Raw genomic sequence first — 25,438 nt, forward strand, 5'->3', positions numbered from 1 at the left:
CCACTACAATAATGTGAATTCGACAATTTTTGATATGAAATAATGCATAATATATATAAAATTCGGCAAATTTTTCATACAATTCATCTCACATACAATAATAGATTAGGAGTGTTATAGATGAATTATAGAAAACTTGCTAGTGCTTTCGTTACATTCGGTCTTCTTTGCCCTTTATCAACAGAAGCTATTCATGCTCAAGAATTAGACAAAAGTGCAGTCAAAGTTGAAATTGCTCAGCCTGGTTTAACAATCGGGAAATTAACACAACCTCAAAATGATACGAAAGAAAATATTGCTAAAAAGTATTTAAAAGGTGAGGTAAATGGGGCGAAAGCTCAACAAGAACAAGTCACTACTGAAAAAAATGTAGATTTCCAACCTACCAATAAAGAAACCAAAGAAAATCAAACCGAAGTTCGCCTTGCACAAACATATAAAAACTATAAAGTATATGGCCAAGATCTCATTGTAAAAGTAGATAAAAATGGAGTGATCACAACTGTTAGTGGTAAAGTTATTCAAAATTTAAATCAACAACCTAATCTTACTATAACAAATTTTTTGTCGAAAAATGAAGTAAAATCTAAATTACGCGATATAGTTCAAATTCCAAGCGATGCAGTTGAGACTGAATTCTCTAGCGAAACCGTTGTTTATAAGAAAAAAGATGGCTATTATACATTCGCAACTGTTATTACATTTACTTATGAAAACAATGAACAAATTATAAACGGCAATGCTATCGTTGATTTAAAAACTGGCGAAGTACTTTTTCAAGAAAAATTCATTAAAAACAAAGAGAATAAGACTATAAATCAAGTAACATCACCTAGATTATCCCCTGCAAGTGAGCAAGGAACTGGGAAAAATGCACTTCAAGAAAACATCTCTTTCAATATTGCCAAAGGAACTGATGGAAAATTTTATTTAGCGGATTTATCACGCGGAAATGGTATTTATATTTATAATGCAAACTACGCCGATTCCCTTGGAGGATATAGTCAAGCTGGTTATCCAGGGACACTAATTTCAAGTAGTACTCCTAATTTTGCAGATAAAGAAGCCGCGGGCGCTATGAAGAACATGAGTGATATTTACGATTACTTTAAGAAAGAACATAATCTAAAAAGTTACGACAATAAAGATTCAAAAGTTGTTGCTAGTGTACACGGTTTTGATTCTACTGAAGTTAGTGATGGTGTAAAAGAAGACTATGTAAATGCATTTTGGCATCCCGCTTGGAACCAAATGGTATTTGGTGATGGTTTAGACGGAAAACTAACATCCGCTCTTGATGTAACAGCTCATGAATTTGGACATGCTGTATTCAGTGGCACGACGAAAAATAAAGTTGTGAGATATCCAAGCGCTGAAACATCTGCACTAAACGAGGGATTAGCGGATTTCTGGGGTACACAAATCGAATATTACGTAAAGAAAGATAAAGGAAACTGGATTATGGGCGATACATTAGGTGGCCTAACAATTCGTGATATCCCAAGGGAAATTGGTGACGGCGGTCATAAACTATATACAAATTTACAAGATTTCTATAACGATGGTAATAATCAAGAATCACACGTGAATTCTGGTATTATCAGTCACGTATTATATCAATTAGCTGAAGGTAAAACATATAACGGTATTGCTGTTCAAAAACAAGGAAATGAAAAAGTAAGTAAAGTTGTTATGCGTGCATTGCAAAATTATGCAACTTCCGCTGAAGACTTTGAATCACTTCAATCTCATATCGTACAAGCTTCAAAAGATTTATATGGCACTGCCGTATCAAATGAATTTGCAAAGGCATTTGAAGCACACGGTTACAAACCGTTACAAAAAGTAAATCAAGTAATAGAAGTACAATAATTATAAAAAGAAGGTTACCTCTCATAGATAACCTTCTTTTTATATCCAACCCTTTTCTTCCGCAATTGTAATTGCCTCAATTCTATTTTTCGCATCAAGCTTCGCTAATACTTCAGAAATATAATTACGTACTGTACCCGGCGAAAGATAAAGTGCCTTCGCAATTTCGTTTGCCGTCTTTCCTTCTTTCGCAAGCAACAGTACTTCCTTTTCGCGATCTGACAACGGATTTTGCTCCTGCCATAAGCCAAACATTAAATCTTGGGAGACCTCTCGTTTCCCCTTCATTACATTACGAATTGCTGCCGCTAAATCTTCACTTGGGCTATCCTTTAATAAATAGCCGTGCACACCAGCTTTCATTGCTCTTTCAAAATATCCCGGCCGTGCAAATGTTGTTAAAATCATTACTTTGCATGATGATTTTTCTTTCTTTAAAGTCTCAGCGACATCCAATCCACTTTGAATCGGCATTTCAATATCCATAATACTTACATCTGGCTTTAACGATTCAATTAATTTTAACGCCTCTTCCCCGTTCGCAGCTTGCCCAATTACTTCGATATCATCTTCTAGATCAAGCAGGGCCCCTAATGCACCACGAAGCATCCGCTGGTCTTCTGCAATAATAATTCGACTCATGCCCTCACCTCATCTTTTCCTGTTCTAATAACAACTGGAACTTTTACCGTTAATAACGTCCCTGGATTGATTGTACCTAGTTCAACAAATCCATCAATAAGAGCAATTCGTTCTTTCATACCGCGAATACCATTTCCATCATGATTTTGATCTGTTAAACCGATTCCGTTATCTTCTACTTTCAAAATCAGTTCACCTTGTGATTCTAATACAGAAACTGCGCACCGCGTTGCCTTACTATGTTTTACAACATTTGTAACGGCCTCACGTAAACACATCCCGACAATATTTTGTTCAATTGGTGATAACGAGCTCGATCTTGCTTCTTGCCTCACTTCTAATTCAATATTAGCTGCTTGTAAAATCGCTTTTATTTGCTCTAGCTCTTCTTCTACCGTAATCATACGCATATCAGAAATTAATTCTCTAAGCTGTTTTAAGGCGGTACGAGAAGTTTGTGTAATTTCCTTCGCTTCCGCACTTGCACGCTCTGGATTTTTCACAATTAACTTCTCAACGAGCTGGCTTTTTAAAGTAATAAGAGATAAGGTATGCCCTAATGTGTCATGAAGATCTCTTGCAATTCGCTGCCGTTCTTCACGTTTTACTAAATCTTTAATTTGCTCGTTCGCCTCATCTAATTGATTTCTTAACATCTTTTTCTGATTAAAATTACGCATACCAAATGGCGTAAGAAGCATTAAGATAAACATCGGAACGATATTTACTAAACTTGTAGTTGTTAGTTGATTCATATTTACAAATAAAAATGCTCCAAGCATTATAACTAACGAGCATAACAGCACTCGAAATACTTTCTTATTTGGCGCAAATCCCATCGCACTTGCTGTGAAAAAGCCAAAAAATATCATAAAAGGATTATAAAATAAAGCAAATAAAAAGATGAGTATCATTTGAATGCATGCCCATAAAATAAACGTCTTCTGAACAAAATATAGCTGACGGTATGTGATAATAAAAAGTATCAACATACTGCTTCCTAGCACAAGCTTCCATCCTGATGCTTGTGCTAAGTGATAAATTGGAAATAATAGATAAACAAACCACATGTACGGAAAAAATCCCATATGTTTCGGAAAAATCTCAATCCTCTTCTTCTCTATCATTTATACCGCTTCCTGTCTTTTTCTTATATATATTGATACTACAACAAATATAAGGAAATAACCTCCTAATACCGCGATATTTTCCCATCCAATTGATTTTCCAGCTACAATATCCCACGCACCACTTCCGAAATGGTATGTCGGTGTCCATTCACCAATCGTTCTTAATATTTTTGGGAACACTTCAATCGGCATCCACAACCCGCCAACTATAGCTAAACTCATATTTAAAATATTTGCTAAGCCAGCAGCTGCGTCCGCCTTCTTAATGGAACCTATTACTGTTCCTAACGCTAAAAATGGTGTTACCCCTAACAATAACCATAACCCCGCACCTATCCATTGCCCTACCGTTAACTCAACATGATTAATTAGTATCCCTGCAATAAAGATAACTAATATTGAAAAAGCATTTACTACTGTTTGAGCGATAATTTTTGCTGTTAAATATGCTCCCTCTGGAAGCGGTGTAATTTTTAGAAGATGTGTCCATCCTTGCCCTCTTTCCTGAGAAAGTCTCACACCGAAACTAAAGAGTGCAGTCCCTACAATACTGAAAGTTGCCATCGAAATTAAATAGTGTGCTTTCCACGCATCTCCGTTTTGTGGTACTTGAACAACATTTGTGAAAATGTAGTAAAACATAACAGGCATTAATAATGAGAAAAAGATAAATAATTTATTGCGGAATGTACGTAAAATTTCTATTTTGCACTGCATCCATAACGCTCTCATGCGATTTCCTCCTTCTGATTTGCAACGAATTGTTCAAATGCCTCATCAAGACTTCCACGTTCAACTGAAACATCTGTTACAGGTAAACTCCTTTGATAAATGGCTTTTAAAGTTGCATCCGTATCCTCCGTTGTTAAAATGAAGCGTCCTTCGTTTGACTTTACTTCTGTTACATTTGGTAATTCCTTTAGTAATTTTGTAGGAATGCTTTCCTTTGAGTAAAATGTGATTGTTTTTCTCGAAATTGTTGCTTTCATTTCGTCTGGTGTACCATCTGCGATAATCTTTCCGTTCGCAAATAATAAGATACAATTTGCTAAAGCATCTGCTTCTTCTAAATAATGCGTCGTTAAAATAATCGTTTTCCCTTCACTTGCTAACTTTCGAATCGTTTCCCAAAACGTTCTTCGAGACGTAATATCCATTCCGACTGTCGGCTCATCTAAAAATAACAAATCTGGATTTCCCGCAAGTGCAAGCGCAAAGTTTAACCTTCTTTTTTGCCCACCTGATAACTTCTCACATCTTTGCTTTCGCTCTGATTCTAAATTTAATAACTGCAGTAACGTTTCTTTCGCTATAGGATTCGTATAATAACTACGGAATAACTCAATTGCCTCTTCCACCGTAATACTATCAATGACACTTACTTCTTGCAGCATCGCACCGAGGCTATTACGAACATCTCTATGCTTTGGACTCTTTCCAAATATAAAGACCTTACCTTCTGTTGGGTCCTTTAATCCAAGCATCATCGACATCGTCGTTGTTTTCCCCGCACCATTCGGACCAAGTAACGCTACTATTTCCCCTTTATTTACATGAAATGAAACATTATTTACTGCGTTTTTATGTTTAAATGTTTTAGAAACACCATTTACTTCAATAATCTTTTCCATCTCTCCACCCCCGCTGTTTCTTATATTTACATTGTATTACTTGGAAAACTTAGGAAACAGTATGATGCGTCATGACATCGATATGACAATTGTCATGTATTCTTTATGAGAGGAATCAACCCGCATACCGCAAGCGAGTAGCAGGACGAAAATAAACATGATACAATCGGATAAGATATATATTCGAGGAAGGACAGTGGTTTTCATGATTATTCGTAATGAACAAGATTTAGAAGGCTTACGAAAAATCGGCCGCATCGTTGCGCTTGCACGTGAAGAAATGAAAAAACAAGCGAAGCCAGGTATGACAACGAAAGAGCTTGATTTGATCGGTAAAAAAGTATTAGATGAGCACGGTGCTATTTCTGCACCTGAAAAAGAATATGATTTCCCAGGTGTAACTTGCATTAGTGTAAATGAGGAAGTTGCTCATGGTATTCCAGGAGATCGCGTATTAAAAGAAGGCGACTTAGTAAACGTCGATGTATCTGCTGCACTTGATGGCTATTATGCAGATACAGGCATTTCATTTGTTCTTGGAGAAGACGAGGCAAAAGAAAAACTTTGCCAAGCAGCAGTTGATGCATTTTGGGCAGCAATGAAAAAGGTTAGAGCTGGCTCAAAACAAAATCAAATTGGTCGTGCTGTTTCAAACTTCGCACATAAAAGTGGATACAATGTTATTCAAAACTTAACTGGTCACGGCATTGGTCTTAGCTTACATGAAGCACCAAATCACATTTTAAGTTACTATGATCCAATGGATAATGCGCTTCTAAAAGACGGTCTTGTTATCGCTGTAGAACCGTTCATCTCTATGAAAGCTGATCATATTATTGAACGTGGTGACGACGGTTGGACATTCGTTACACCTGATAAAAGTCTTGTTGCACAATGTGAACATACTGTTGTCGTAACACGCGGCGAGCCAATAATCTTAACAGAAATCTAATACCAAAAACGGCTGTTTTGTAGATTTATTCCACATAAAACAGCCGTTTTTATTTTTGGGAAAATATGTGAACCATTGTTGAACTCTTTATCATTTAAGTATATAATCTTTAGCGGAGGTTACTTAAGCTTATCTTTACTAAAAAGATATTGTAACTAAGGAGTAAAACACCTTCTTTCTTATTGTTTAAACAGGCTCAAAAATGACCGTAGTAACGTGTTAGTCGAATATTCTGTAATCCTTATATTTCTCTAACAATGTAAGAAACTATCACCTTTCAACTTCGGTCCACTAGTCGCACAACTCTCTTTAGACAAAATAAATGACTATTTTCAAAGTACATATTGTCTTCATTCTGACCAAAACCAACCCTATCTAGATTTTTATTTCCACATAACTTTAAGGCAAAAATAAGCCTTCACAAAGGGATACACTACCTTGGTTAGTATGTATCGTAAAACTTACCTTTATAACCATTCTTTTTTACTAGATATACATGAAAACTATCTCACATATAAAGGTCTGATATCATTATTTATATCAGTATTTTTTTCGACATTTTTTGTCGAATTGTGTATATTTCCATAAAACTGTGTAAATATACATTTTGTTTTACGTTAAATAATATTGCTTTGAACATAATTCTGTTTGTCTGAGAACGCGTATAGAAACGGAGGGATAACAAAAATAAATAGCTTATAACAAATACTTTTAATATTCCATTTGTTCATGTGGAATAAGTCCCCAATGGACAAATGAATGTTCAGAGGAGGAAAAATGAAAAAACTTTTTAATGTATGTTGAATTGTATTCGTACTATTTTCGCAACTTGCTAGTTTTCCATACAATCAAGTAAGAGCGGAAACCTTAACAGGAGATTCCTTATTTGACACTGTTGAAATGAAAGATGCAACGAATCATATTATTGACGAATCAAAAAATCCTAACAATTTAATAAAGATAGGATCAACCATTCAAGTAGAATACGCTTGGTCAATAAAAGATCAACAAGTTGCACACGCAAATGATACAGCAGTAGTTCAAATACCACTTGCATTAAAAGTATCTAAAGATTTGCAAGGGGATTTAGTAACAGATCAAAAAAATATTGGTCAATATTTTATAACAGCTAAAGATAATAAATTAAAATTAATATTTAATGATCAAGTAGAAAATTTGAAAGACGCTAAAGGAAAAATTAAAATTGATACCGTGTTTAACTCAACTTTAAAACCTGGGGAAAAATCAGTTCAAATCGCTTTTCCTTTAGGAACAATGGTTCAGCCTATATCAGTTCCTGTTCAAGTAGAAAACTCTAAAGAAGATGGCACCAAACAGGATACTAATAAACAAGCGCAAGATCCAGTAACTAAACCTGTTACTGACAATCCGGAGCAAGATCCAGCAACTAAAACTGTTACTGATAATCCGGAACAAAACCCAGCAGCTAAAACTGCCACTGATAATCCGGAACAAAACCCAGCAACTAAAACTGTTACCGATAATCCGGAACAAAACCCAGCAGCTAAAACTGCCACTGATAATCCGGAACAAAACCCAGCAGCTAAAATTGCTACTGACAATCCAGAACAAAAGCTATCAAGCGACCCTGCTGAGAATACAAATTCAGGTCCAAAGCAAATAACAACAAACATTTTAACCAGTGTAAAATTGACGGATAAAGACGGAAAACCATTTACAGAGGATAACCGTCCAAGTACAGATTCCCCTGCCAATATTGAGTTTACATGGGAACTTTTAAAATCAATGAATGTGAAAAATGGAGATTACTATATTTTTGATCTTCCTAAACATTTTAAGATTTACAATACAATTAACAGTCCTTTATATGATAGTGAAAACCATCAAATTGGTAATTTTACTGTTACAAAAGATGGAAAAGTCACGATGACATTCAACGATTATGTTGAAGAGCATCCAGATGTTGCTGGTAACCTACAATTAAAGACAGAATTTAATAAAGCTGAAATTAAAGGTACAACAACACAAGAAATTCCTTTCCCGATTAAAGATAAGGATGTTTCTATTACAGTTGACTTTAAGCCTAATGTACAAACAGCTACGAATAAAAAGGGTTTACCTGATAGACCAATTAATACAAATGAAATTAATTGGAAAGTAGAGATGAACAAAACGAAAGACACCCTTAAAAACGCTGTTTTTAAAGATAACATTCCACAGGGTACAAGCTTAAATAAAGATTCTATTAAAGTTTATTATTTAGAAGTTGATGTTAATGGGAATGTAACGCGTGGTGCAGAAGCTGAGCCAACAGATTACAATATTATTTCATCAGATGGCTCAAAATTGGAGATTGCTTTCAAAGATTCTATCAATAAAGCATATCAAATCGAATATGCCACAAAAATTACTGATGAAAATATTAAAAGTTTCCGAAATAACGTTACGATAACGAGTGATAATCAAAAGCAACAAAACGCAAGTTCTACTGTAACGGTTTCTCGTGGTACACACTTAAATAAAACAAGTAAATATGATCCAAAGACGCAAACAATTGAGTGGACAATTACTTACAATGGTGATCAAAGAGAGATCAAAAAAGCAGATGCGATTTTAAAAGATATTTTTGACGATACACACGAACTAGATGCAAATTCTATTGTTGTAAAAAACGCTTCATATAATGAAAAAGGAACGCTTGTAACAGGAGACGCTGTTAATAATTACACTGTAAGTAACAAGAAGAATGGATTCGATTTACAGTTTAATGATGATATTAATAGTGCTTATGTGATTACCTATAAAACCAAGCCAACTAATAAAGTTATAGAAGATGGAAAAGTAAAAAATAAAGTTACAGCTGATAATGATTCAAGTAAAGAAAATGAAGCTAGCTTCAAGCAGCAAAATATTATTAAATCTAATAATAAAGCTGAAACAAATTATAAAGACAAAACAACAACTTGGACAATTATAGTAAATAATAACAACTATCCATTAAGCAACGCGATTATTACGGACACCTTTGATCATGGTGGATTACAATTAAAAGATAAGAAACTAGAAATTAAAGACGGAAATTATACCCTTCAAGCTGGGACTGACTATGTTTTAGATGTAACAGATAAAGGCTTCAAAATTACTCTTATAGGTACGTATCAGTCTAATATGACAAAGACATTAGTCGTAAAATATACGACAGACTTTGATTATACAAAGCTAGAAAGTGGTAAAACTTCATTTAAAAATACAGGTAACCTTTCTTGGATAGATACGGATTCTAATCCACAATCAAATAAAGTTGAAGCTAATTTCGATCCTGATACTTTCACAAAGGCAAATGGTTATAAATACGGTTCTTATAACGCCCAAACGAAGGAAATTACTTGGATAATAGGCTTTAACTATAATAATGTTGAGATTAAAGATCCTTATGTTATAGACGTAATACAAGATAAACAAAAATTAGTGCCTGGATCCATTGAAGTGCGCGATATGATTCTAAATGGAAATCCTGATAATGCACAACCTGGTAATGCTGTACCAACTGAGAAATATGAACTTGAAGAACCTACAGAGAAAAATAAAAACACCCTAAAGGTTCATTTCAAACAATCAATTAATTCACCTTACTATATTATCTTTAAAACAAGCCTTGATGGTGAACTTATCCAAGGCACCTACAAAAACGAGGCAGATTTAAAAGATGGCTCTAAAATCGTAAACACCCTTACAGGTGACACTCAAGTAAATAAAGGTGGTAGCTTCGTTACTAAAAAAGCTGTGCAAGACGACAACTATATTAATTGGAGTATCGCAATTAACGAAAGCCAATCAACCATTGCAGATGCCGTTGTAACAGATGACCCAACCGAAAATCAGGTAATTGTGGAAGATTCATTCCACTTATATCCTACAACTGTTGATCCATATGGAAATTTAACAAAAGATACAGTAAACGAATTAAAAGAAGGAACAGACTATAAACTCAAAATAACAACAGACAATAATACCGGAAAGCAACATTTCGAAATTGCCTTCTTGAAAAAAATTGATCGAGCTTATATTTTAGAATATCGCTCACTTATTAATGCAGACGATAAAGAAAAAGTAAGTAATAAAGCGAAAATCACAGGCAATAAGTTGACAGTTAAAAACACAGAAACTACTGAAACGATTGAAGTGAGAATGTCTTCTGGTTCAGGCGGAGGATCTGCTACTAAAGGCCGTGGAAACCTTGAAATTATAAAGGTAGATAACGACAATAAGAACGCACTATTAGCTGGGGCAGAATTTACTTTATACGATCGTACAGGTAAAACTGTTATCCGTAAAATTACAACAGACAAAGACGGTATCGCTAAATTTAATAATTTAAAACGCGATAAATATTTATTAAAAGAAACAAAGGCTCCTGAAGGCTATGTAATTAGCTGGGATTTAAAACAAGGGAAAATTGTTGAACTTGGTACACAAGAGACTACAACATATAAACTTGCAAATAAGAAGTTTGTCGGTAAAGTAGTTTTAACAAAGTCTGATGACCTGAATAAAAACGTCCCACTGCAAGGTGCCGTTTTCACACTACTTGATAAAGACAAAAAAATAATTTCAGAACACGAAAAATTAACAACAAATGATCAAGGACAAATTACTGTAGATAATTTAAAACCAGGAACTTACTACTTACAAGAAACAACTGCTCCTGAGCATTATAAATTAGACAGTACACCTATTCAATTCACAATCAAAGAAGATCAAACAACAGTAATAAACCGAACTGCAATAAACAGTTTGATTCCAGGATCGGCCATTTTAACAAAATTCGATAAAGATGGAAAAACTTTAGCAGGTGCGGAGTTCAGTGTACGCGATCGATATAACAAAGTAATTCGTGGATATGAAAAATTAACGACAAATGATCAAGGACAAATCGAAGCAAAAGATTTACGCCCTGGAGACTATCAATTTGTCGAAGAAAAAGCACCTAAAGATTACGACATAGATAAAAAACCAATTGAGTTTACAATTATAAAAAGTCAAAAGAAAGCAGTTACTGTTACTGCGACGAATCACCTCATTAAAGGTGGTGTCACTTTAACAAAAGTCGATGATGTCGATGGCACTGCCCTTGAAGGTGCTGTATTTAAAATTGTCGATGCGAATGACGAGAAACAAGTAATTCGTGAAAATATAAAAACAGGTTCAGATGGAAAAGTTACCGTTAAAGATCTAGAGCCTGGTGTTTATAAATTTATCGAAACAGAAGCTCCTAAGGATTATACGTTAAGTACAAACCCTATCGAGTTTACAATTGATAAAAGCCAACAAGCTCTTGCTACTGTTACGGCAAATAACAGCTTAAAAACGGGCGAGGTTGAATTATTAAAAGTTGATGAGTTTGGTGAGAAAAAACCACTAGAAGGTGCTGTCTTCAAACTTGTCGATACAAATAATAATGACGTTTCCCCTCACACTAACTTAACTACTGATAAACACGGTAAAGTTAAAGTTAGTAACCTACGTCCTGGTACGTATAAATTTATTGAAATAGCTGCTCCTGAACATTACGTTTTACGAGCAGAACCTATTGAATTTACAATCGATAGAAGTCAGAAAGAAACTCTACTTGTGAAAGCTGAAAATGCTTTAAAACCAGGAGATGTTGAATTAACAAAAGTTGATGATATCGATGGTACAGCTCTTGAAGGTGCTGTATTTAAAATTGTTGATGCAAATGATGAAAAGAAAGTTATTCGCGAAAATGTAAAAACTGGTGCGGATGGTAAAGCTATCGCTACTGGCTTACGCCCTGGCGATTATAAATTTATCGAAGTAACAGCACCGAAGTATTACGACAAAAATACAAAACCAATTAAATTTACGATTACAGAAAGTCAAACAACTCAGGCTACTGTTACCGCTAAAAACAGCTTAACAAAAGGCGGTATTGAGTTAACAAAAGTGAATGCTGCAGATGAAAAGGAAACACTTGAAGGTGCAGTATTTAAAATCGTTAATAGAGATACTAATGAAGATGTTCGTACGGACCTTGTTACGAATAGTAAAGGAATGCTAGTTGTAGATGACTTACGTCCTGGTAACTATAAACTTATCGAAACAAAGGCTCCAACTTATTACGATGTAAATGTAGAACCAATTGAATTTACAATCGAAAAAGGACAACAAAAACTTCTTCCACTTACATTTAAAAATAGTTTAACGAAAGGAAAAGTTAAACTGATTAAAGAAGATGATGTGGAAAGTAGTAAAGCTCTTGCCGGCGCTGTATTCACATTGCAAGACGCAACTGGCAAAGAAATTATGAAAGATTTAACAACAGATGATCACGGAGTATTAGTTATTCCTGATTTAGCACCAGGGGATTATCAATTTATCGAAACAAAAGCCCCTGAACATTATAAATTAGACAAAACACCTATTAAGTTCACAATTAAAAAAGGTAGTAAGGAAGATCTTCCTATCCCTGTTACTGTAAAAAATAGTTTACTTACAGGTGGCGTCACTTTAACAAAAGTTGATGATATTGATAGCACTACTCTTGAAGGTGCAGAATTTATAATCGTTGACGCTCATGATACTAAAAAGGTAATTCGAAAAGGTTTAACGACTGATAAAAACGGTAAAATTTCTGCTTCTGATTTACGTCCTGGAGACTATCAATTTATTGAAGTAAAAGCTCCAAAAGACTATACCTTAAGCAAAGACCCTATTCCGTTCACTATCGAAAAAAGTCAAAAAGAGAATATTACTGTTACTGCTACTAACAGTTTAAAGAAAGGTGCAGTAACATTAACAAAAATTGATGACATCGATCGTACGATGCTCGAAGGTGCAATTTTTAAGATTGTTGATATGAATGGTAAGGAAGTTCATACGAATCTCGTTACAGATAAAAACGGTAAAATTTCTGTTTCTGATTTACGCCCTGGAGACTATCAGTTCATTGAAACAAAAGCTCCTGAGCACTATGTATTAGATGAAACAACGATTCCATTTACAATTGAAAGAAGTCAAACGAAAGAGATCAATGTTACAAGCAAAAATGCTTTGAAAAACGGTAGCGTTGAACTAACAAAGATTGACGATATTGATATGAATACAAAACTTGCTAACGCCGTATTTAATTTATTAGATGCAGACGGGGAGCTAGTTGAAGAAGGCTTAAAAACAAATGATGAAGGTAAAATTGTTGTTGAAAATCTACGTCCTGGTACGTATCAATTCGTTGAAACAATTGCTCCTGAACATTACGATTTAGATAAAAAACCTATCGTATTTACAATTAAAAAGAGCCAAACTGAAACCCTTCATGTCACTGCTACAAATGCTTTAACAAAGGGTGCAGTTAAACTTTCTAAAGTAGACGATGTTGATGGCACTGTTCTTAAAGATGCAGTATTTAAAATTGTTAATATGAACGGTGATGTAGTTCATAAAAACCTTGTTACAAATGAACAAGGAATAATCGAAATTAACGACCTACGTCCTGGTGATTACCAATTCATCGAAACGAAAGCTCCTAAGCATTACGTTTTAGATGAAACACCAATCAAATTCACTATTGAAAAAGGACAGAAGAAAGATATTTCTTTAACTGCTACAAATAGCTTAAAACAAGGTAGTATCGAATTACTTAAAGTTGATGATTTAAACACTCAAACAAAACTTGCCGATGCGGTATTTAATTTACTAGATCAAGATGGCAAAGTACTTAAAACAGATTTAAAAACAAACAGTGAAGGTAAAATCGTTATCGAAAACTTACGTCCTGGTACGTATCAATTCGTTGAAATAACGGCTCCTGAACACTATGATTTAGACAAAAAACCAATTATATTTACAATTGAAAAAAGCCAAAAAGATATTGCTACCGTTACTATGGAAAATAGTTTAACAAAAGGCGGCGTGGAACTTTCTAAAGTGGATGAAGTCGATGGCACTACTCTTGAAGGCGCAGTATTTAAAATTGTGGATATGAATGGCACTGTAATTCGCAAAGATCTTGTTACGAATCAACAAGGTAAAATTAGCGTTTCTAACCTACGTCCTGGTGATTATCAATTCATCGAGACAACGGCTCCGAAACACTATGATTTAAACAAAGAGCCAATTCCATTCACAATCACAAAGAGCCAAGCTGATCCTATCTCCGTTACAGCTACAAATAGCTTAACGAAAGGCGCTGTGGAACTTTCTAAAGTTGATGATGTAGATGGTACTGCTCTTAAAGATGCGATATTTAAAATTACTGATATGAATGGTAACGACATTCGCACTGAGCTTACAACAGATGTACATGGAAAAATTTCTGTTTCTGACTTACGTCCTGGGGACTATCAGTTTATTGAAACGAAAGCTCCTGAACACTATAAATTAGATAGTACACCTATTAAGTTTACAATTAAGAAAAGCCAAAAAGAAATGCTCCAAGTTACTGCTACAAATAGCTTAACTGAGGGTGCTGTAGAATTAATAAAAGTGGATGATATAAACCCAGATACAAAACTTTCTGATGCAGTGTTTAACATCATCGATGCGAAAGGTAAAATTGTTCGCACTAATTTAACTACTGATAAAGATGGTAAGATTACTGCTACGAACTTACGCCCAGGAGACTATCAATTCATTGAAACGAAAGCTCCGAAAGATTACGATTTAAATAAAACACCTATTAGTTTCACTATCGAGAGAAGTCAACTAACTCACGCTTCTATTACTGCTAAGAATGGCCTAACAAAAGGTGGCGTGGAATTAACGAAAGTTGACTCTATAGATAAGAAAGAAATGCTAGAAGGTGCGGTATTTAAAATTACTGATCTGAACGGTAACGATATTCGTACGAATTTAGTTACCAATAAAGACGGAAAAATAATCGCTAAAGACTTACAACCAGGAGACTACCAATTTATTGAAACGAAAGCTCCTAAACATTACGACTTAAATGAAGAACCTATTAAGTTCACAATCGAAAGAAGTCAAACAAAGCATGTCTTCGTTACAGCTATTAATAGCTTAACGAAAGGTAGTGTGGAGTTAATTAAAGTTGATGATGCCAAGCAAAACACAACACTTGAAGGTGCAGTATTTAAAATTGTTAATAAGGATGGACACGATGTTCGTACCGATTTAACTACTGATAAAAACGGCCGTTTAGTTGTGGATGAATTACCACCAGGAGATTATGAGTTTATTGAAACAAAAGCTCCTGAACACTATGACTTAAACGACACACCTATTAAGTTCACAGTTAAAAAAGGCCAAGAAAAAATCGCCTCTGTTACTGCTACTAACAGCTTAACTAAAGGCGCAGTTGAATTAACTAAAGTTGATGATATCGATGGTACTACTCTTGAAGGGGCTATCTTTAAAATTGTAGATATGGACGGTAAGGATATTCGTTCTGATTTAACTACTGATAAAGATGGGAAGATTTCTGTTTCTGATTTACGTCCAGGAGATTATCAGTTTATTGAAACGAAAGCTCCAACTGGCTATGATTTAAACATTAAACCAATTCCTTTCACAATTACGAAAGGACAATCTCAGGTTACCTCTGTTACAGCTTTAAATAGTTTAACAGCAGGTTCAATTGAGTTAACTAAAGTTGATATTGATCACCATGGAACACTTGAAGGTGCCATTTTCAATATTTTAGACCAAGATGGAAAATTCATCCGAGAAGGTTTAAAAACAGATCAACACGGAAAAGTAATCGTAAATGATTTGAAACCTGGTACTTATCAATTAGTAGAAACAAAGGCTCCTAAAGGCTATCAATTAGATGCATCACCAATAAACTTTACAATTGATAAAGCCCAAGCTACGCCACTACAAATTACAGTTTCAAATAAAAAAATTGAATCTTCTTCAGGTGGGGATGACAAGCCAGTTACTCCTCCAAATAAAGAAGAAAACAAAGGCAATGAAATATCTGAGAAACACGAAAACGGAACTTCCGAAGAAACATCGAATAAAACAGATAACAAACAGCAAGATGATCGAAATACGGATAAACACCTTCCAAATACAGGTCATAAAGAAGACCCTACACAAACAGTAGGTATCCTTCTTCTACTAGCTGGATTATTAAGTATTTTGGCTACAAAACGCAAAAAAAATTATTAATAATTTTTTCACATCCAATCAATTTCTTAATTGATTGGATGTTTTTTTATACAAAAAGGACGATACATAAAGTATCGTCCTTTTAACGGGGTGAGGCTGCCCAAAAGTACGGAAAACCTTTGAACAGCCTCTTATTTTCATATGGATGCCTTACATATATCACTGATAATAATTATGAAATGCGGAAACATAATTACCATCAACTGATTCAAACATGAGAAATGAAACCCTACAGTGATTCCATTCCTCTACATAATCTAAAGTTTGGGTACACTAGATTCATGCAATGTAGGAGCTTTCAGAGTAGAAAGCGAACCTTCGTTTAAAATGATAGCATACATATCTCCCTCAAAAATATGCAAATATGCATATATCGTTTTTATTTCTCAATGTCTGAATATTGAAAAATAAAAGGTGCAAAGGTAAAATAAAGTCATTATCCGTCTTCTTTTGTCAGTCAGAGAGAATAGAAGAATAGGAGAGGAAAAAATGAGAAAATCATTGAAACAAAAAATAGTAAGCTCTTTGCTTGCTGTATCACTCGCTGTTAGCTTAGCTCCAATTGGGCAAGCAAAAGCGGATTCCATGTCAGAGGTTACACAAACTCCATCTATTACAAAACAGATTGATCCAAACCGCGCGATTGAACATGTTCGTTTCTTATCTGAAACAATTGGTCCTCGCCCCGGTGGAACAAAATCCGAAGAATGGGCTTCTCGTTACATTGGTATGCAGCTTAAATCAATGGGCTATGACGTAGAATATCAACCATTTCAGGTGCCCGATCAATACGTTGGATTCATTGAATCACCACTATCAACAAAACGTAATTGGCAAGCTGGTGCTGCTCCTAATGCACTCATTTCTACAGAAGCTGTTACAGCTCCCCTTATCTTTGTTCAAGGTGGGACAAAATTAGAAGATATTCCAAATGAAGTAAACGGTAAAATTGTTTTATTTGAAAGAGGAACGACAGTTACAGACTATAATAAACAAGTTGAAAATGCTGTTAGCAAAGGTGCAAAAGGTGTTCTTTTATACAGTTTAATTGGCGGACGCGGAAATTATGGACAAACCTTCAATCCCCGCCTAACGAAAAAGCAATCTATCCCTGTCTTTGGTCTTGCTTATGCGCAAGGAAATGCATTTAAAGAAGAAATCGCTAAAAAAGGGACAACAATTCTTTCCCTAAAAGCGAGACATGAATCTAAATTAACATCTCTAAATGTTATCGCCAAAAAGAAACCAAAAAAGAGTACAGGTAATGAAAAAGCAGTCGTTGTAAGCTCGCACTATGATAGTGTTGTCGGAGCACCTGGCGCAAATGATAATGCTTCTGGAACTGGATTAGTATTAGAACTAGCTCGTGCTTTTCAAAATGTAGAAACTGATAAAGAAATTCGCTTTATTACCTTTGGTTCTGAAGAGACTGGATTACTTGGTTCGGATTATTACGTGAATAGTCTATCCCAAAAAGAACGCGACCGTATTTTAGGTGTCTTTAACGCCGACATGGTTGCAACAAATTATGATAAAGCAAAGAATTTATACGCTATGACACCTGATGGCTCTACAAACTTTGTAACAGACGCTGCCTTGCAAGCAGGTAAACAACTAAATAATGACCTCGTCCTACAAGGTAAATTCGGTTCTAGTGATCATGTTCCATTTGCTGAAGCTGGTATTCCTGCTGCTCTATTCATTTGGATGGGTGTGGATAGTTGGAATCCATTAATCTATCATATTGAGAAGGTATACCATACACCTCAAGATAACGTATTAGAAAACATTTCACCTGAACGAATGAGAATGGCATTAGACGTTATCGGAACAGGAGTTTATAACTCGCTTCAAAAACCTGTTCCTCAAACTGAACAGAAAGCTGCTTAATCATTTAAAAGACCACTGATTTTATCAGTGGTCTTTTATTGAGAAAAAATATATATGCATAAAAGCATATTTTATCCTACCCATTATCGTATACAATATTAACTGTAACAACACCGATTACAACTAATAAGGAGGCTTTTTCTATTATGAAAAAAATGATTTTAGCAGGTGCATTAACTTTAGCAGGAATTACTGGAGCTACTGCGTTTATTCCTGAAACAAAAGTCGCTGCTGCCGCTCAAGAACAAAGCTTTACAAAATTTTATTCTTTGCAAACTGGAGGTAGTTCTGAACAAGAACCTATTTTCCTTCAAAAAGGACAAGAACTAACAATTCATCCTAACAGCAAAACTCCTAGTTACAGTGTTTATGACTCAAATCATAACCTAATTGGACGTTATTCTGATGGTTACGGCCGAATTTTCACTGCAAAAACAGATGGAAATATGTATGTTCAATTTCATGCACCTTACGTTTACTATAGTCCTGTTAGTTTTTCTGTTACTTATACTATTCAATAAAAAAGAGGTCCTTTATAGGGCCCCTTTTATTTCTCTTGCCAATTCACTTTTACGAATCCATCTTTCACTTTTAATCCACTTATATTCAATACATACTCTTCATTTGCTTTTAAAGTAACTGTAAAACTACCTTTTTTCGATTCACAGATTTCCTTTAACTCCTTTATCCACATAAGAAAGTTGGTGCCTTGATGAAAAAACCTTTATCCACGTCTCTTGAAAAATATCTTCCGCATCTTCTTTCGTTTTCGCTAACTTATAGCATAAGGAATATATTTGCTTCTTATATATATATCAATTAATTCTTCTACCTTTTCTTCCATCATAAGCCTCCTGTCATTTATATAAGACGACGCAAATTCCCTTTTTGTTTGATAAAATTTTATTTTTTTATTATCTCCACATAAAAAGGCAATCACAACATCGTGTGATTGCCTTTTATTTAAAAACGAAAGTCCGCTTCCGCTTTTCTTTATGTCCAGCTCTGCCTCCTAGCCCCTTCTGTCTAAGAACCTTCCCCACTAGAAGATAAAATGCATCTTCTGTGGGAAAGAACCTTAGCCTTCGGGACTAAACAGTCGGCTCCGCTTTTCTTAATTGTCTAGCTCCAGCAGCTAGAATACTCGGTGGCTTCGCGCCTTCCTCCGAGGCAAAGTACACCTCTTTGTCAGGAGCTCCATCCCCCTCCTATTCTAAACGAGCCGCTTCCGCTTTTCTTTATTACATTTTTTCTGGTGCAGATACTCCTACGATTGCTAATGCATTTTGAAGTGTAGTGCGTACTGCTTTCATTAACTCGTAACGAGCTTTACTTAATTCTAAATTATCTTGGTTTAATACTTTTTCTGCATTGTAGAAGCTGTGTAATGTTGCTGCTAATTCAAATGCATAGTTTGTAATACGGTGTGGTAGACGTTTTTGTGCTGCATCCGCAACTACCGCTGGGAATTCACCAAGTTTTTTCAGTAACTCTACTTCTTTTTCAGAAGTAACAAGTTTGTAGTTCACATCTCCGCCTGTAGCTAATCCTAATTCTTCACCTTGGCGAAGGATGCTGCATACGCGAGCGTGAGCGTATTGTGCATAGTATACTGGGTTTTCATTAGATTTTGATACAGCTAAGTCCATATCGAAGTCTAAATGAGAGTCACCGCTACGCATTGCGAAGAAGTAACGCATTGCGTCCACGCCTACTTCTTCCATAAGCTCACGAAGTGTAACTGCTTTACCCGTACGCTTACTCATCTTCATTTTTTCACCATTTTGGTATAGTTGTACCATTTGGATGATTTCTACTTCAAGCGTGTCTTTATCGTAACCAAGTGCTTGAATAGCAGCTTTCATACGTGGAATATAACCGTGATGGTCAGCACCCCAAATGTTAATTAACTTATCGAAACCACGCTCTAATTTATCACGATGATACGCGATATCTGGCGTTAAGTATGTGTAAGAACCATCATTTTTAATTAATACACGGTTTTTATCGTCACCGTAAGTCATTGAACGGAACCAAGTTGCACCGTCTTCTTCAAAGATCTCATCGCGCTCTTTTAATACAGCAAGTGCTTGATCAATTTTCCCGTTTTTGTATAATGATGTTTCTGAGAACCATACATCAAATTTAACGCGGAAGCTTTCTAAGTCTTTTTGAAGTTTTGCTAATTCATATTTTAAACCGTACTCACGGTAGAATTCATAGCTTTCTTTTTCATCAGCTTTCGCATAACGATCACCGAATTCTTCTGCTAAACGTTTACCAATTCCAATGATATCCGCACCATGGTATCCGTCTTCTGGCATTTCTTTTTCTAAGCCTAAAGCTTGCATGTAACGAGCTTCAACAGAAAGAGCTAAGTTATGAATTTGGTTACCAGCGTCATTAATGTAGTACTCACGAGATACATCGTATCCTGCTTTTGCTAATAGGTTACATAAAGTGTCACCTACTGCCGCACCGCGTGCATGTCCTAAGTGAAGGTCACCTGTTGGATTCGCAGATACGAACTCAACTTGTACTTTTTCACCTTTACCAGTATTCGTTTCACCGTAAGCTTCACCAGCGCTTACGATTGTTGGAATTAAATCTGTTAAGTAGCTATTATCCATATAGAAGTTAATAAAACCAGGACCAGCGATTTCGATTTTTTCAATAGAAGCTTTTGCTTTATCGAAGTTTGCAACTAGTTCTTCTGCAATCATACGAGGTGCTTTTTTCGCAATGCGTGCAAGTTGCATTGCCATATTTGTAGAGAAGTCACCATTTGTTTTATCTTTTGGAGATTCTAATACAACGTTTGGAATTTGTTCTTCTGTCGCTAATTCTGCCTTTAATACAGCAGCCTGAATTTCTTCTTTAATCAATCCTTTTACCTGTTCTAAGGAATTCATTATTTTGCCTCCTTCAAATTAATTGTAATAGTATATCTGCCAGCTTCTTGTTCACTTAGAAGCAATGCGTACGTTAAGAAGAGTTGTCCTTTTTTCTTTTCATCCGACCATTTAAAAAGAACGTTATCAGTCTTTGTTTGCAATGCAAACGTACCAAGTTCACTCGTATACGTACCAGTTGTCCATTCACCTTTCACATGCGTCTGACGCATAGAAACAGCACCTGAACGCATAATGAGAACTTGTTCATCTTGAATTTTAATAATTGTTTTCACTTCGCCTTGTTCGTTCGGCTCCTGGAATGTTACATATGTACCTTGACCTTTTACATAGTATTGACCATTTGCTTCAAAAGCAACGGTTTCCTTCCTCGCCCCTTCACGGATTTCTGTTACGAAATGAACGTGTACCGGCAAGCCTGCAAGTTGTTTCTCCACGTCTTGCACACCTTTCAAATGTTATAGATATTAAATACTACTTATAATAAATCACTTTTCCTATCATATCAAAAAAAGACTCTGTCTGTCTGCTGAAAAATCAGGAAAACTCCATTTCAAAAAATAATTCACTTCTACTTTATTTCATATGATAAAATATTTTTTAAATCTAAATATTCTTTCAATTAAAGAGGTGAATGTAGTGATACCAACAAAGTTAAAAAAGGGTGCTGAAATACGAGTGATTTCACCATCGTGTAGTTTAAGTATTGTTTCAAATGAAAATAGAAAACTTGCTATAAAAAGATTAACTGACATGGGCTTTCAAGTTACATTCTCAAAATATGCTGATGAGATAGATCGATTTGCTTCCTCCTCTATTTCTTCCCGCATTCAAGACCTCCATGAAGCATTTCGAGACCCTAATGTAAAAGCTATTTTGACTACACTTGGCGGATACAACTCAAATGGTTTATTGAAACATCTCGATTATGATTTAATTCGTGAAAACCCGAAATTTTTCTGTGGTTATTCTGATATTACTGCCTTAAATAATGCAATTTACGCAAAAACAGGGCTTGTTACATATTCAGGACCCCATTTCTCTTCGTTTGGAATGGAGAAAGGGCTCGGGTATACAACCGATTACTTTTTAAAGTGCTTAACTTCTAATGAGCCTATTGAAGTCCTTCCATCTGAAACATGGAGCGATGATTCTTGGTATATAGATCAGGAAAATCGAGAATTTATTAAAAATGAAGGATATGTTTCAATTCAAGAAGGAGAAGCTACGGGAGATATTATCGGTGGCAATATGAGCACATTTAACTTACTGCAAGGTACACCATATATGCCAAATTTAAAGGAGAAAATTTTATTTATTGAAGAAGATAGTTTAACTGGAACATCTACTCTTAAAACTTTTGATCGTTATTTACATTCCCTTATGCAGCAGCAAGGTTTTGAATACATAAAGGGAATCGTTATAGGAAAGATGCAAAAAGGTGCAGAATGTACGATAGAAGACATTCAAGAAATGATTGCTTCAAAACCTGAACTTGCACATATCCCTATCATTGCAAACGCAAGTTTCGGGCATACAACCCCGATTTTCACTTTTCCAATTGGTGGACGTGCAAAAATTATTTCTCACAAAGAGAAGACATCTATCACTATTTTAACGTACTAAAAAAGGAGCGAATGAGTCGCTCCTTTTATGGTTTTTCTATTTTTTCCAACGCTTTTTGCGGAATGGATTCTTTCGGGATTTCAGCCCATCCTTTTCCTTGCATACCTTTTGCATAAATTTTTATAAACGCCCCCGTATGCAATTCACGGTTCATCATTCTTTTAATAACCTGTAACTTTCCATCTTCTGTATACCCTTTAAAAGTATACAAGTATTCTCCGTCTTTTTTCTCACCTTTATCTATAACCGCATAATAATCTTGTATTTCTTTATTTGAAAAGAAGTTGTCTACAAAAGCATGTACACCTTCTGTTTTTGTGTTCAAATAATACGCTGTTCCACCTAGAATAATGGCGAATACAGCTAAAACTTTAATTACCAATTTCATACATGAACCTCCTGTTTGCACTTCTTTCTCGCTAGTATTATATCTATACTTGTATTATACGGAAAAGAGCATACTATACTCTATCTAAAAGTCTTAGAACCTGTCTGAAATCTATGATATAATCTATACAAAAAAGGATGTTTCCTAATGATACATGATTATACCAGTAATATTACTCGTAAACAGTTTGAACTGATTCGTGAAGATTTAGAAAATGCACGGAAAACGACGCGCCCACGCACAGTTGATTTGTACGAGGTATTCTGCGGTGTACTATATTTGCTTACGACAGGTTGTCAATGGCGTAATCTGCCAAGGGACTTTCCAAACTGGAAAACCGTCTATTCCTACTACCAGATTTGGCGGAAAGTAGACGAGAATGGCATAAGTCTTCTTGAAAAAGTGCATAAAAAAATTGATCGAAACCTATCGTGAACAAGAGGGGCGAAAAAAACAGACAAGCTTCTGCATCGTAGATGCACAAAGTGTAAAAAACACATGGATAGCGAGTGAAAAAGGCTACGATGCGGGAAAGAAAGTATCAGGAATCAAACGACATATCGCTGTAGACACCAATGGTCTCATTCATGCGATTGAAGTAACAACTGCGAATATAACAGATCGAGAAGGTGCTATCCAAATGTGTGAAAAGCATAAAAAATCATTGGACAAAGTGACAAATATACTTTGTGATGGTGGATATACGGGCCCATCATTTGCACAATCGATAAAAGAAACGATTCATTGTTCAGTTGAAATTATCAAACGCTCGGAACTTCACAAGTTTGTTGTGTTACCCAAACGCTGGATCGTAGAGCGAACTTTTGCTTGGTTGGAAAATTACCGCAGACTGTGGAAAAACTGTGAACGAACACTTGAAAACAGTAGACAAAGTTGCTTATTGGCAGGTGTGGCAATTTTATTGAAAAGATTCTAGACAGGTTCTTACACTTTCCTTACATTATTGTAAGGGATTTTTTCTTACAGCCAGTTCCCAAGAAAAAATTTTTCCGTTTCATACACTTTTATATTATTATTGAATGATACGAATTTTTATTACAAAAATCAAAGGAGACAGTTTTCAAATGGCTATCTTGCAAGGTTTAGCACTATTACTTGTTGTACTTTGTCTATTTACACTTTTCAGTTACCGTGCGCCTTACGGAATGAAGGCGATGGGTGCTTTAGCTAATGCAGCAATTGCAAGTTTTCTTATTGAAGCATTTCACCGTTATATAGGTGGAGAAATGTTTCATAATGACTTTTTACAATCAGTAGGAGAAGCTTCCGGTAGTATGAGCGGTGTCGCAGCAGCGATTTTAGTCGCATTAGCAATCGGTGTTTCCCCCGTATATGCTGTTTTAATTGGTATCGCTACTAGTGGATTCGGTATTTTACCAGGATTTTTCGCTGGATACGTTTGTGCCTTCGTCGTGAAATTTCTCGAAAAGAAATTACCAACTGGTGTGGAATTTTTAGCAATCCTATTTATCGCTGCACCAATCTCACGCGGAATGGCAATGCTTATGGATCCGCTCGTTAACGCCACACTTGGTAAAATCGGTTCTATGATTTCAGTTGCAACTACAGAAAGTCCTATCATTATGGGTATTATGCTTGGTGGATTAATAACAGTTATTTCTACCTCTCCACTGAGTTCTATGGCACTAACTGCAATGCTTGGATTAACAGGTTTACCAATGGCAATTGGTAGTCTGGCTGTAGCAGCTTCAGCCCCAATGAACTTTATTTTCTTTAAACGATTAAAAATTTGTTCAAAGAAAGATACAATTGCTGTAGCAATCGAGCCTTTAACACAAGCCGATGTTGTTTCAGCAAATCCGATTCCAATTTATGCGACAAACTTCGTTGGCGGTGCACTTGCTGGTATTATTACCTCTCTGTTCCAGCTCGTTAATAATGCACCAGGAACAGCATCACCAATCCCAGGACTTCTTGTCTTATTCGGATTTAATGACGTTGTAAAAGTAACAATTGCTGCTATATTATGTGGAATCGTTACCACTATTGTCGGATACATCGGATCTATTGTGTTCCGTAAATATCCGATCCGCTCTGCTGATGAAATTCGCGGAGTTACTTCGGAAGAGAAGGTTGCATAAGAAAAAGAGCTATTCCCATCGTTTAGGAATAGCTCTTTTTTGTATCGCGTAACGGCAAATGAAATTATATCGGCGGTTTTTTTAATATATCGGCGCAACTCGAATTATATCAGCGATTTTTTTAATATATCGACTTACCGG

The 25,438-nt window shown here is 35.5% G+C and carries 15 protein-coding genes and 2 pseudogenes; 8 read left to right on the forward strand and 9 right to left on the reverse strand.

Annotated features, from left to right (window positions below):
• Positions 1 to 120 precede the first annotated feature (120 nt).
• Positions 121 to 1,872 carry a M4 family metallopeptidase gene (locus V6946_RS28635; protein ID WP_016123892.1) on the forward strand — a complete coding sequence of 584 codons (1,752 nt, stop codon included), beginning with the start codon at positions 121 to 123 and terminating at the stop codon, positions 1,870 to 1,872.
• Positions 1,873 to 1,911: 39 nt separating this feature from the next.
• Here the strand turns inward: V6946_RS28635 and V6946_RS28640 are convergent, their stop codons facing one another.
• Genes V6946_RS28640 through V6946_RS28655 form a run of 4 tightly spaced genes read right to left on the reverse strand, consistent with a single transcriptional unit; the run spans position 1,912 to position 5,275 of the window.
• Complete coding sequence (locus V6946_RS28640; RefSeq protein WP_366982128.1) at positions 1,912 to 2,514, reverse strand: response regulator transcription factor; 603 nt, start codon at positions 2,512 to 2,514, stop codon at positions 1,912 to 1,914.
• A complete protein-coding gene (locus tag V6946_RS28645) occupies positions 2,511 to 3,641 on the reverse strand; it encodes a sensor histidine kinase (RefSeq protein ID WP_000570615.1) in 1,131 nt (376 codons plus the stop codon). Before V6946_RS28645 ends, V6946_RS28640 begins: the two co-directional genes overlap by 4 nt.
• Positions 3,642 to 4,376 (reverse strand): ABC transporter permease, encoded by a 735-nt coding sequence (locus V6946_RS28650; protein WP_001202431.1) that lies wholly within the window; start codon positions 4,374 to 4,376, stop codon positions 3,642 to 3,644. It lies immediately after the preceding gene.
• Positions 4,373 to 5,275, reverse strand: a complete 903-nt coding sequence (locus V6946_RS28655) for an ABC transporter ATP-binding protein (protein WP_366982127.1) — start codon at positions 5,273 to 5,275, stop codon at positions 4,373 to 4,375. The genes V6946_RS28650 and V6946_RS28655 overlap by 4 nt, the downstream gene beginning before the upstream one ends.
• A 157-nt stretch (positions 5,276 to 5,432) precedes the next feature.
• On the opposite strand from V6946_RS28655, the gene map reads away from it, so the two are divergent.
• The 4 genes from map to V6946_RS28675 all read left to right on the forward strand — a co-directional run bounded on the left by map (position 5,433) and on the right by V6946_RS28675 (position 18,769).
• Positions 5,433 to 6,227: a type I methionyl aminopeptidase gene (gene map / locus V6946_RS28660; protein WP_003313889.1), complete on the forward strand. Its 795-nt coding sequence runs from the start codon at positions 5,433 to 5,435 to the stop codon at positions 6,225 to 6,227.
• Between the two features lie 804 nt (positions 6,228 to 7,031).
• Complete coding sequence (locus tag V6946_RS28665) at positions 7,032 to 16,358, forward strand: SpaA isopeptide-forming pilin-related protein (protein ID WP_406622358.1); 9,327 nt, start codon at positions 7,032 to 7,034, stop codon at positions 16,356 to 16,358.
• Positions 16,359 to 16,847: 489 nt separating this feature from the next.
• Positions 16,848 to 18,248 carry a M28 family metallopeptidase gene (locus V6946_RS28670; RefSeq protein ID WP_366982125.1) on the forward strand — a complete coding sequence of 467 codons (1,401 nt, stop codon included), beginning with the start codon at positions 16,848 to 16,850 and terminating at the stop codon, positions 18,246 to 18,248.
• Positions 18,249 to 18,394: 146 nt separating this feature from the next.
• Complete coding sequence (locus V6946_RS28675) at positions 18,395 to 18,769, forward strand: hypothetical protein (RefSeq protein WP_000738221.1); 375 nt, start codon at positions 18,395 to 18,397, stop codon at positions 18,767 to 18,769.
• Between the two features lie 26 nt (positions 18,770 to 18,795).
• Here V6946_RS28675 and V6946_RS28680 read toward each other — a convergent pair.
• The 4 genes and pseudogenes from V6946_RS28680 to V6946_RS28695 form a co-directional block, all read right to left on the reverse strand.
• Positions 18,796 to 18,936 (reverse strand): annotated as a pseudogene (locus V6946_RS28680) (anti-sigma factor); the annotation flags it as partial.
• A pseudogene (locus V6946_RS28685) lies at positions 18,935 to 19,155 on the reverse strand (sigma factor); the annotation flags it as partial. The pseudogenes V6946_RS28680 and V6946_RS28685, both read right to left, overlap by 2 nt.
• A 334-nt stretch (positions 19,156 to 19,489) precedes the next feature.
• Positions 19,490 to 21,160, reverse strand: a complete 1,671-nt coding sequence (gene argS / locus V6946_RS28690; RefSeq protein WP_366982122.1) for an arginine--tRNA ligase — start codon at positions 21,158 to 21,160, stop codon at positions 19,490 to 19,492.
• Positions 21,160 to 21,597: a DUF1934 domain-containing protein gene (locus V6946_RS28695; RefSeq protein ID WP_000414867.1), complete on the reverse strand. Its 438-nt coding sequence runs from the start codon at positions 21,595 to 21,597 to the stop codon at positions 21,160 to 21,162. Before V6946_RS28695 ends, argS begins: the two co-directional genes overlap by 1 nt.
• A 202-nt stretch (positions 21,598 to 21,799) precedes the next feature.
• On the opposite strand from V6946_RS28695, the gene V6946_RS28700 reads away from it, so the two are divergent.
• Positions 21,800 to 22,786: a S66 peptidase family protein gene (locus V6946_RS28700; protein ID WP_006922030.1), complete on the forward strand. Its 987-nt coding sequence runs from the start codon at positions 21,800 to 21,802 to the stop codon at positions 22,784 to 22,786.
• A 25-nt stretch (positions 22,787 to 22,811) separates the two neighbouring features.
• Here V6946_RS28700 and V6946_RS28705 read toward each other — a convergent pair whose 3' ends face one another.
• On the reverse strand, positions 22,812 to 23,174 hold the full coding sequence (locus tag V6946_RS28705) for a YxeA family protein (protein ID WP_000779921.1): 363 nt from the start codon (positions 23,172 to 23,174) through the stop codon (positions 22,812 to 22,814).
• A 147-nt stretch (positions 23,175 to 23,321) separates the two neighbouring features.
• On the opposite strand from V6946_RS28705, the gene V6946_RS28710 reads away from it, so the two are divergent.
• Positions 23,322 to 24,111, forward strand: a protein-coding gene (locus tag V6946_RS28710) for an IS5 family transposase (protein ID WP_372584424.1) whose coding sequence is annotated in 2 segments (ribosomal slippage) — positions 23,322 to 23,579 and positions 23,581 to 24,111 — 789 coding nt in all. Because the reading frame shifts where the segments join, the coding sequence is not laid out codon by codon here.
• Between the two features lie 148 nt (positions 24,112 to 24,259).
• On the forward strand, positions 24,260 to 25,297 hold the full coding sequence (locus V6946_RS28715; RefSeq protein ID WP_366981950.1) for a PTS sugar transporter subunit IIC: 1,038 nt from the start codon (positions 24,260 to 24,262) through the stop codon (positions 25,295 to 25,297).
• Positions 25,298 to 25,438: the final 141 nt, after the last annotated feature.

It is taken from the genome of Bacillus sp. PPSBB_2, from assembly GCF_045291115.1.
Taxonomy (GTDB): Bacteria; Bacillota; Bacilli; order Bacillales; family Bacillaceae_G; genus Bacillus_A; species Bacillus_A cereus.

Bases quoted from the DNA above. Each gene is read 5' to 3' on its own strand.
- V6946_RS28705 (WP_000779921.1), bottom strand. From the start codon at position 23,174: ATGAAATTGGTAATTAAAGTTTTAGCTGTATTCGCCATTATTCTAGGT.
- V6946_RS28650 (WP_001202431.1), bottom strand. From the start codon at position 4,376: ATGAGAGCGTTATGGATGCAGTGCAAAATAGAAATTTTACGTACATTC.
- V6946_RS28640 (WP_366982128.1), bottom strand. From the start codon at position 2,514: ATGAGTCGAATTATTATTGCAGAAGACCAGCGGATGCTTCGTGGTGCA.
- V6946_RS28655 (WP_366982127.1), bottom strand. From the start codon at position 5,275: ATGGAAAAGATTATTGAAGTAAATGGTGTTTCTAAAACATTTAAACAT.
- V6946_RS28715 (WP_366981950.1), top strand. From the start codon at position 24,260: ATGGCTATCTTGCAAGGTTTAGCACTATTACTTGTTGTACTTTGTCTA.
- V6946_RS28670 (WP_366982125.1), top strand. From the start codon at position 16,848: ATGAGAAAATCATTGAAACAAAAAATAGTAAGCTCTTTGCTTGCTGTA.
- V6946_RS28635 (WP_016123892.1), top strand. From the start codon at position 121: ATGAATTATAGAAAACTTGCTAGTGCTTTCGTTACATTCGGTCTTCTT.
- V6946_RS28675 (WP_000738221.1), top strand. From the start codon at position 18,395: ATGAAAAAAATGATTTTAGCAGGTGCATTAACTTTAGCAGGAATTACT.
- argS (WP_366982122.1), bottom strand. From the start codon at position 21,160: ATGAATTCCTTAGAACAGGTAAAAGGATTGATTAAAGAAGAAATTCAG.
- V6946_RS28645 (WP_000570615.1), bottom strand. From the start codon at position 3,641: ATGATAGAGAAGAAGAGGATTGAGATTTTTCCGAAACATATGGGATTT.
- map (WP_003313889.1), top strand. From the start codon at position 5,433: ATGATACAATCGGATAAGATATATATTCGAGGAAGGACAGTGGTTTTC.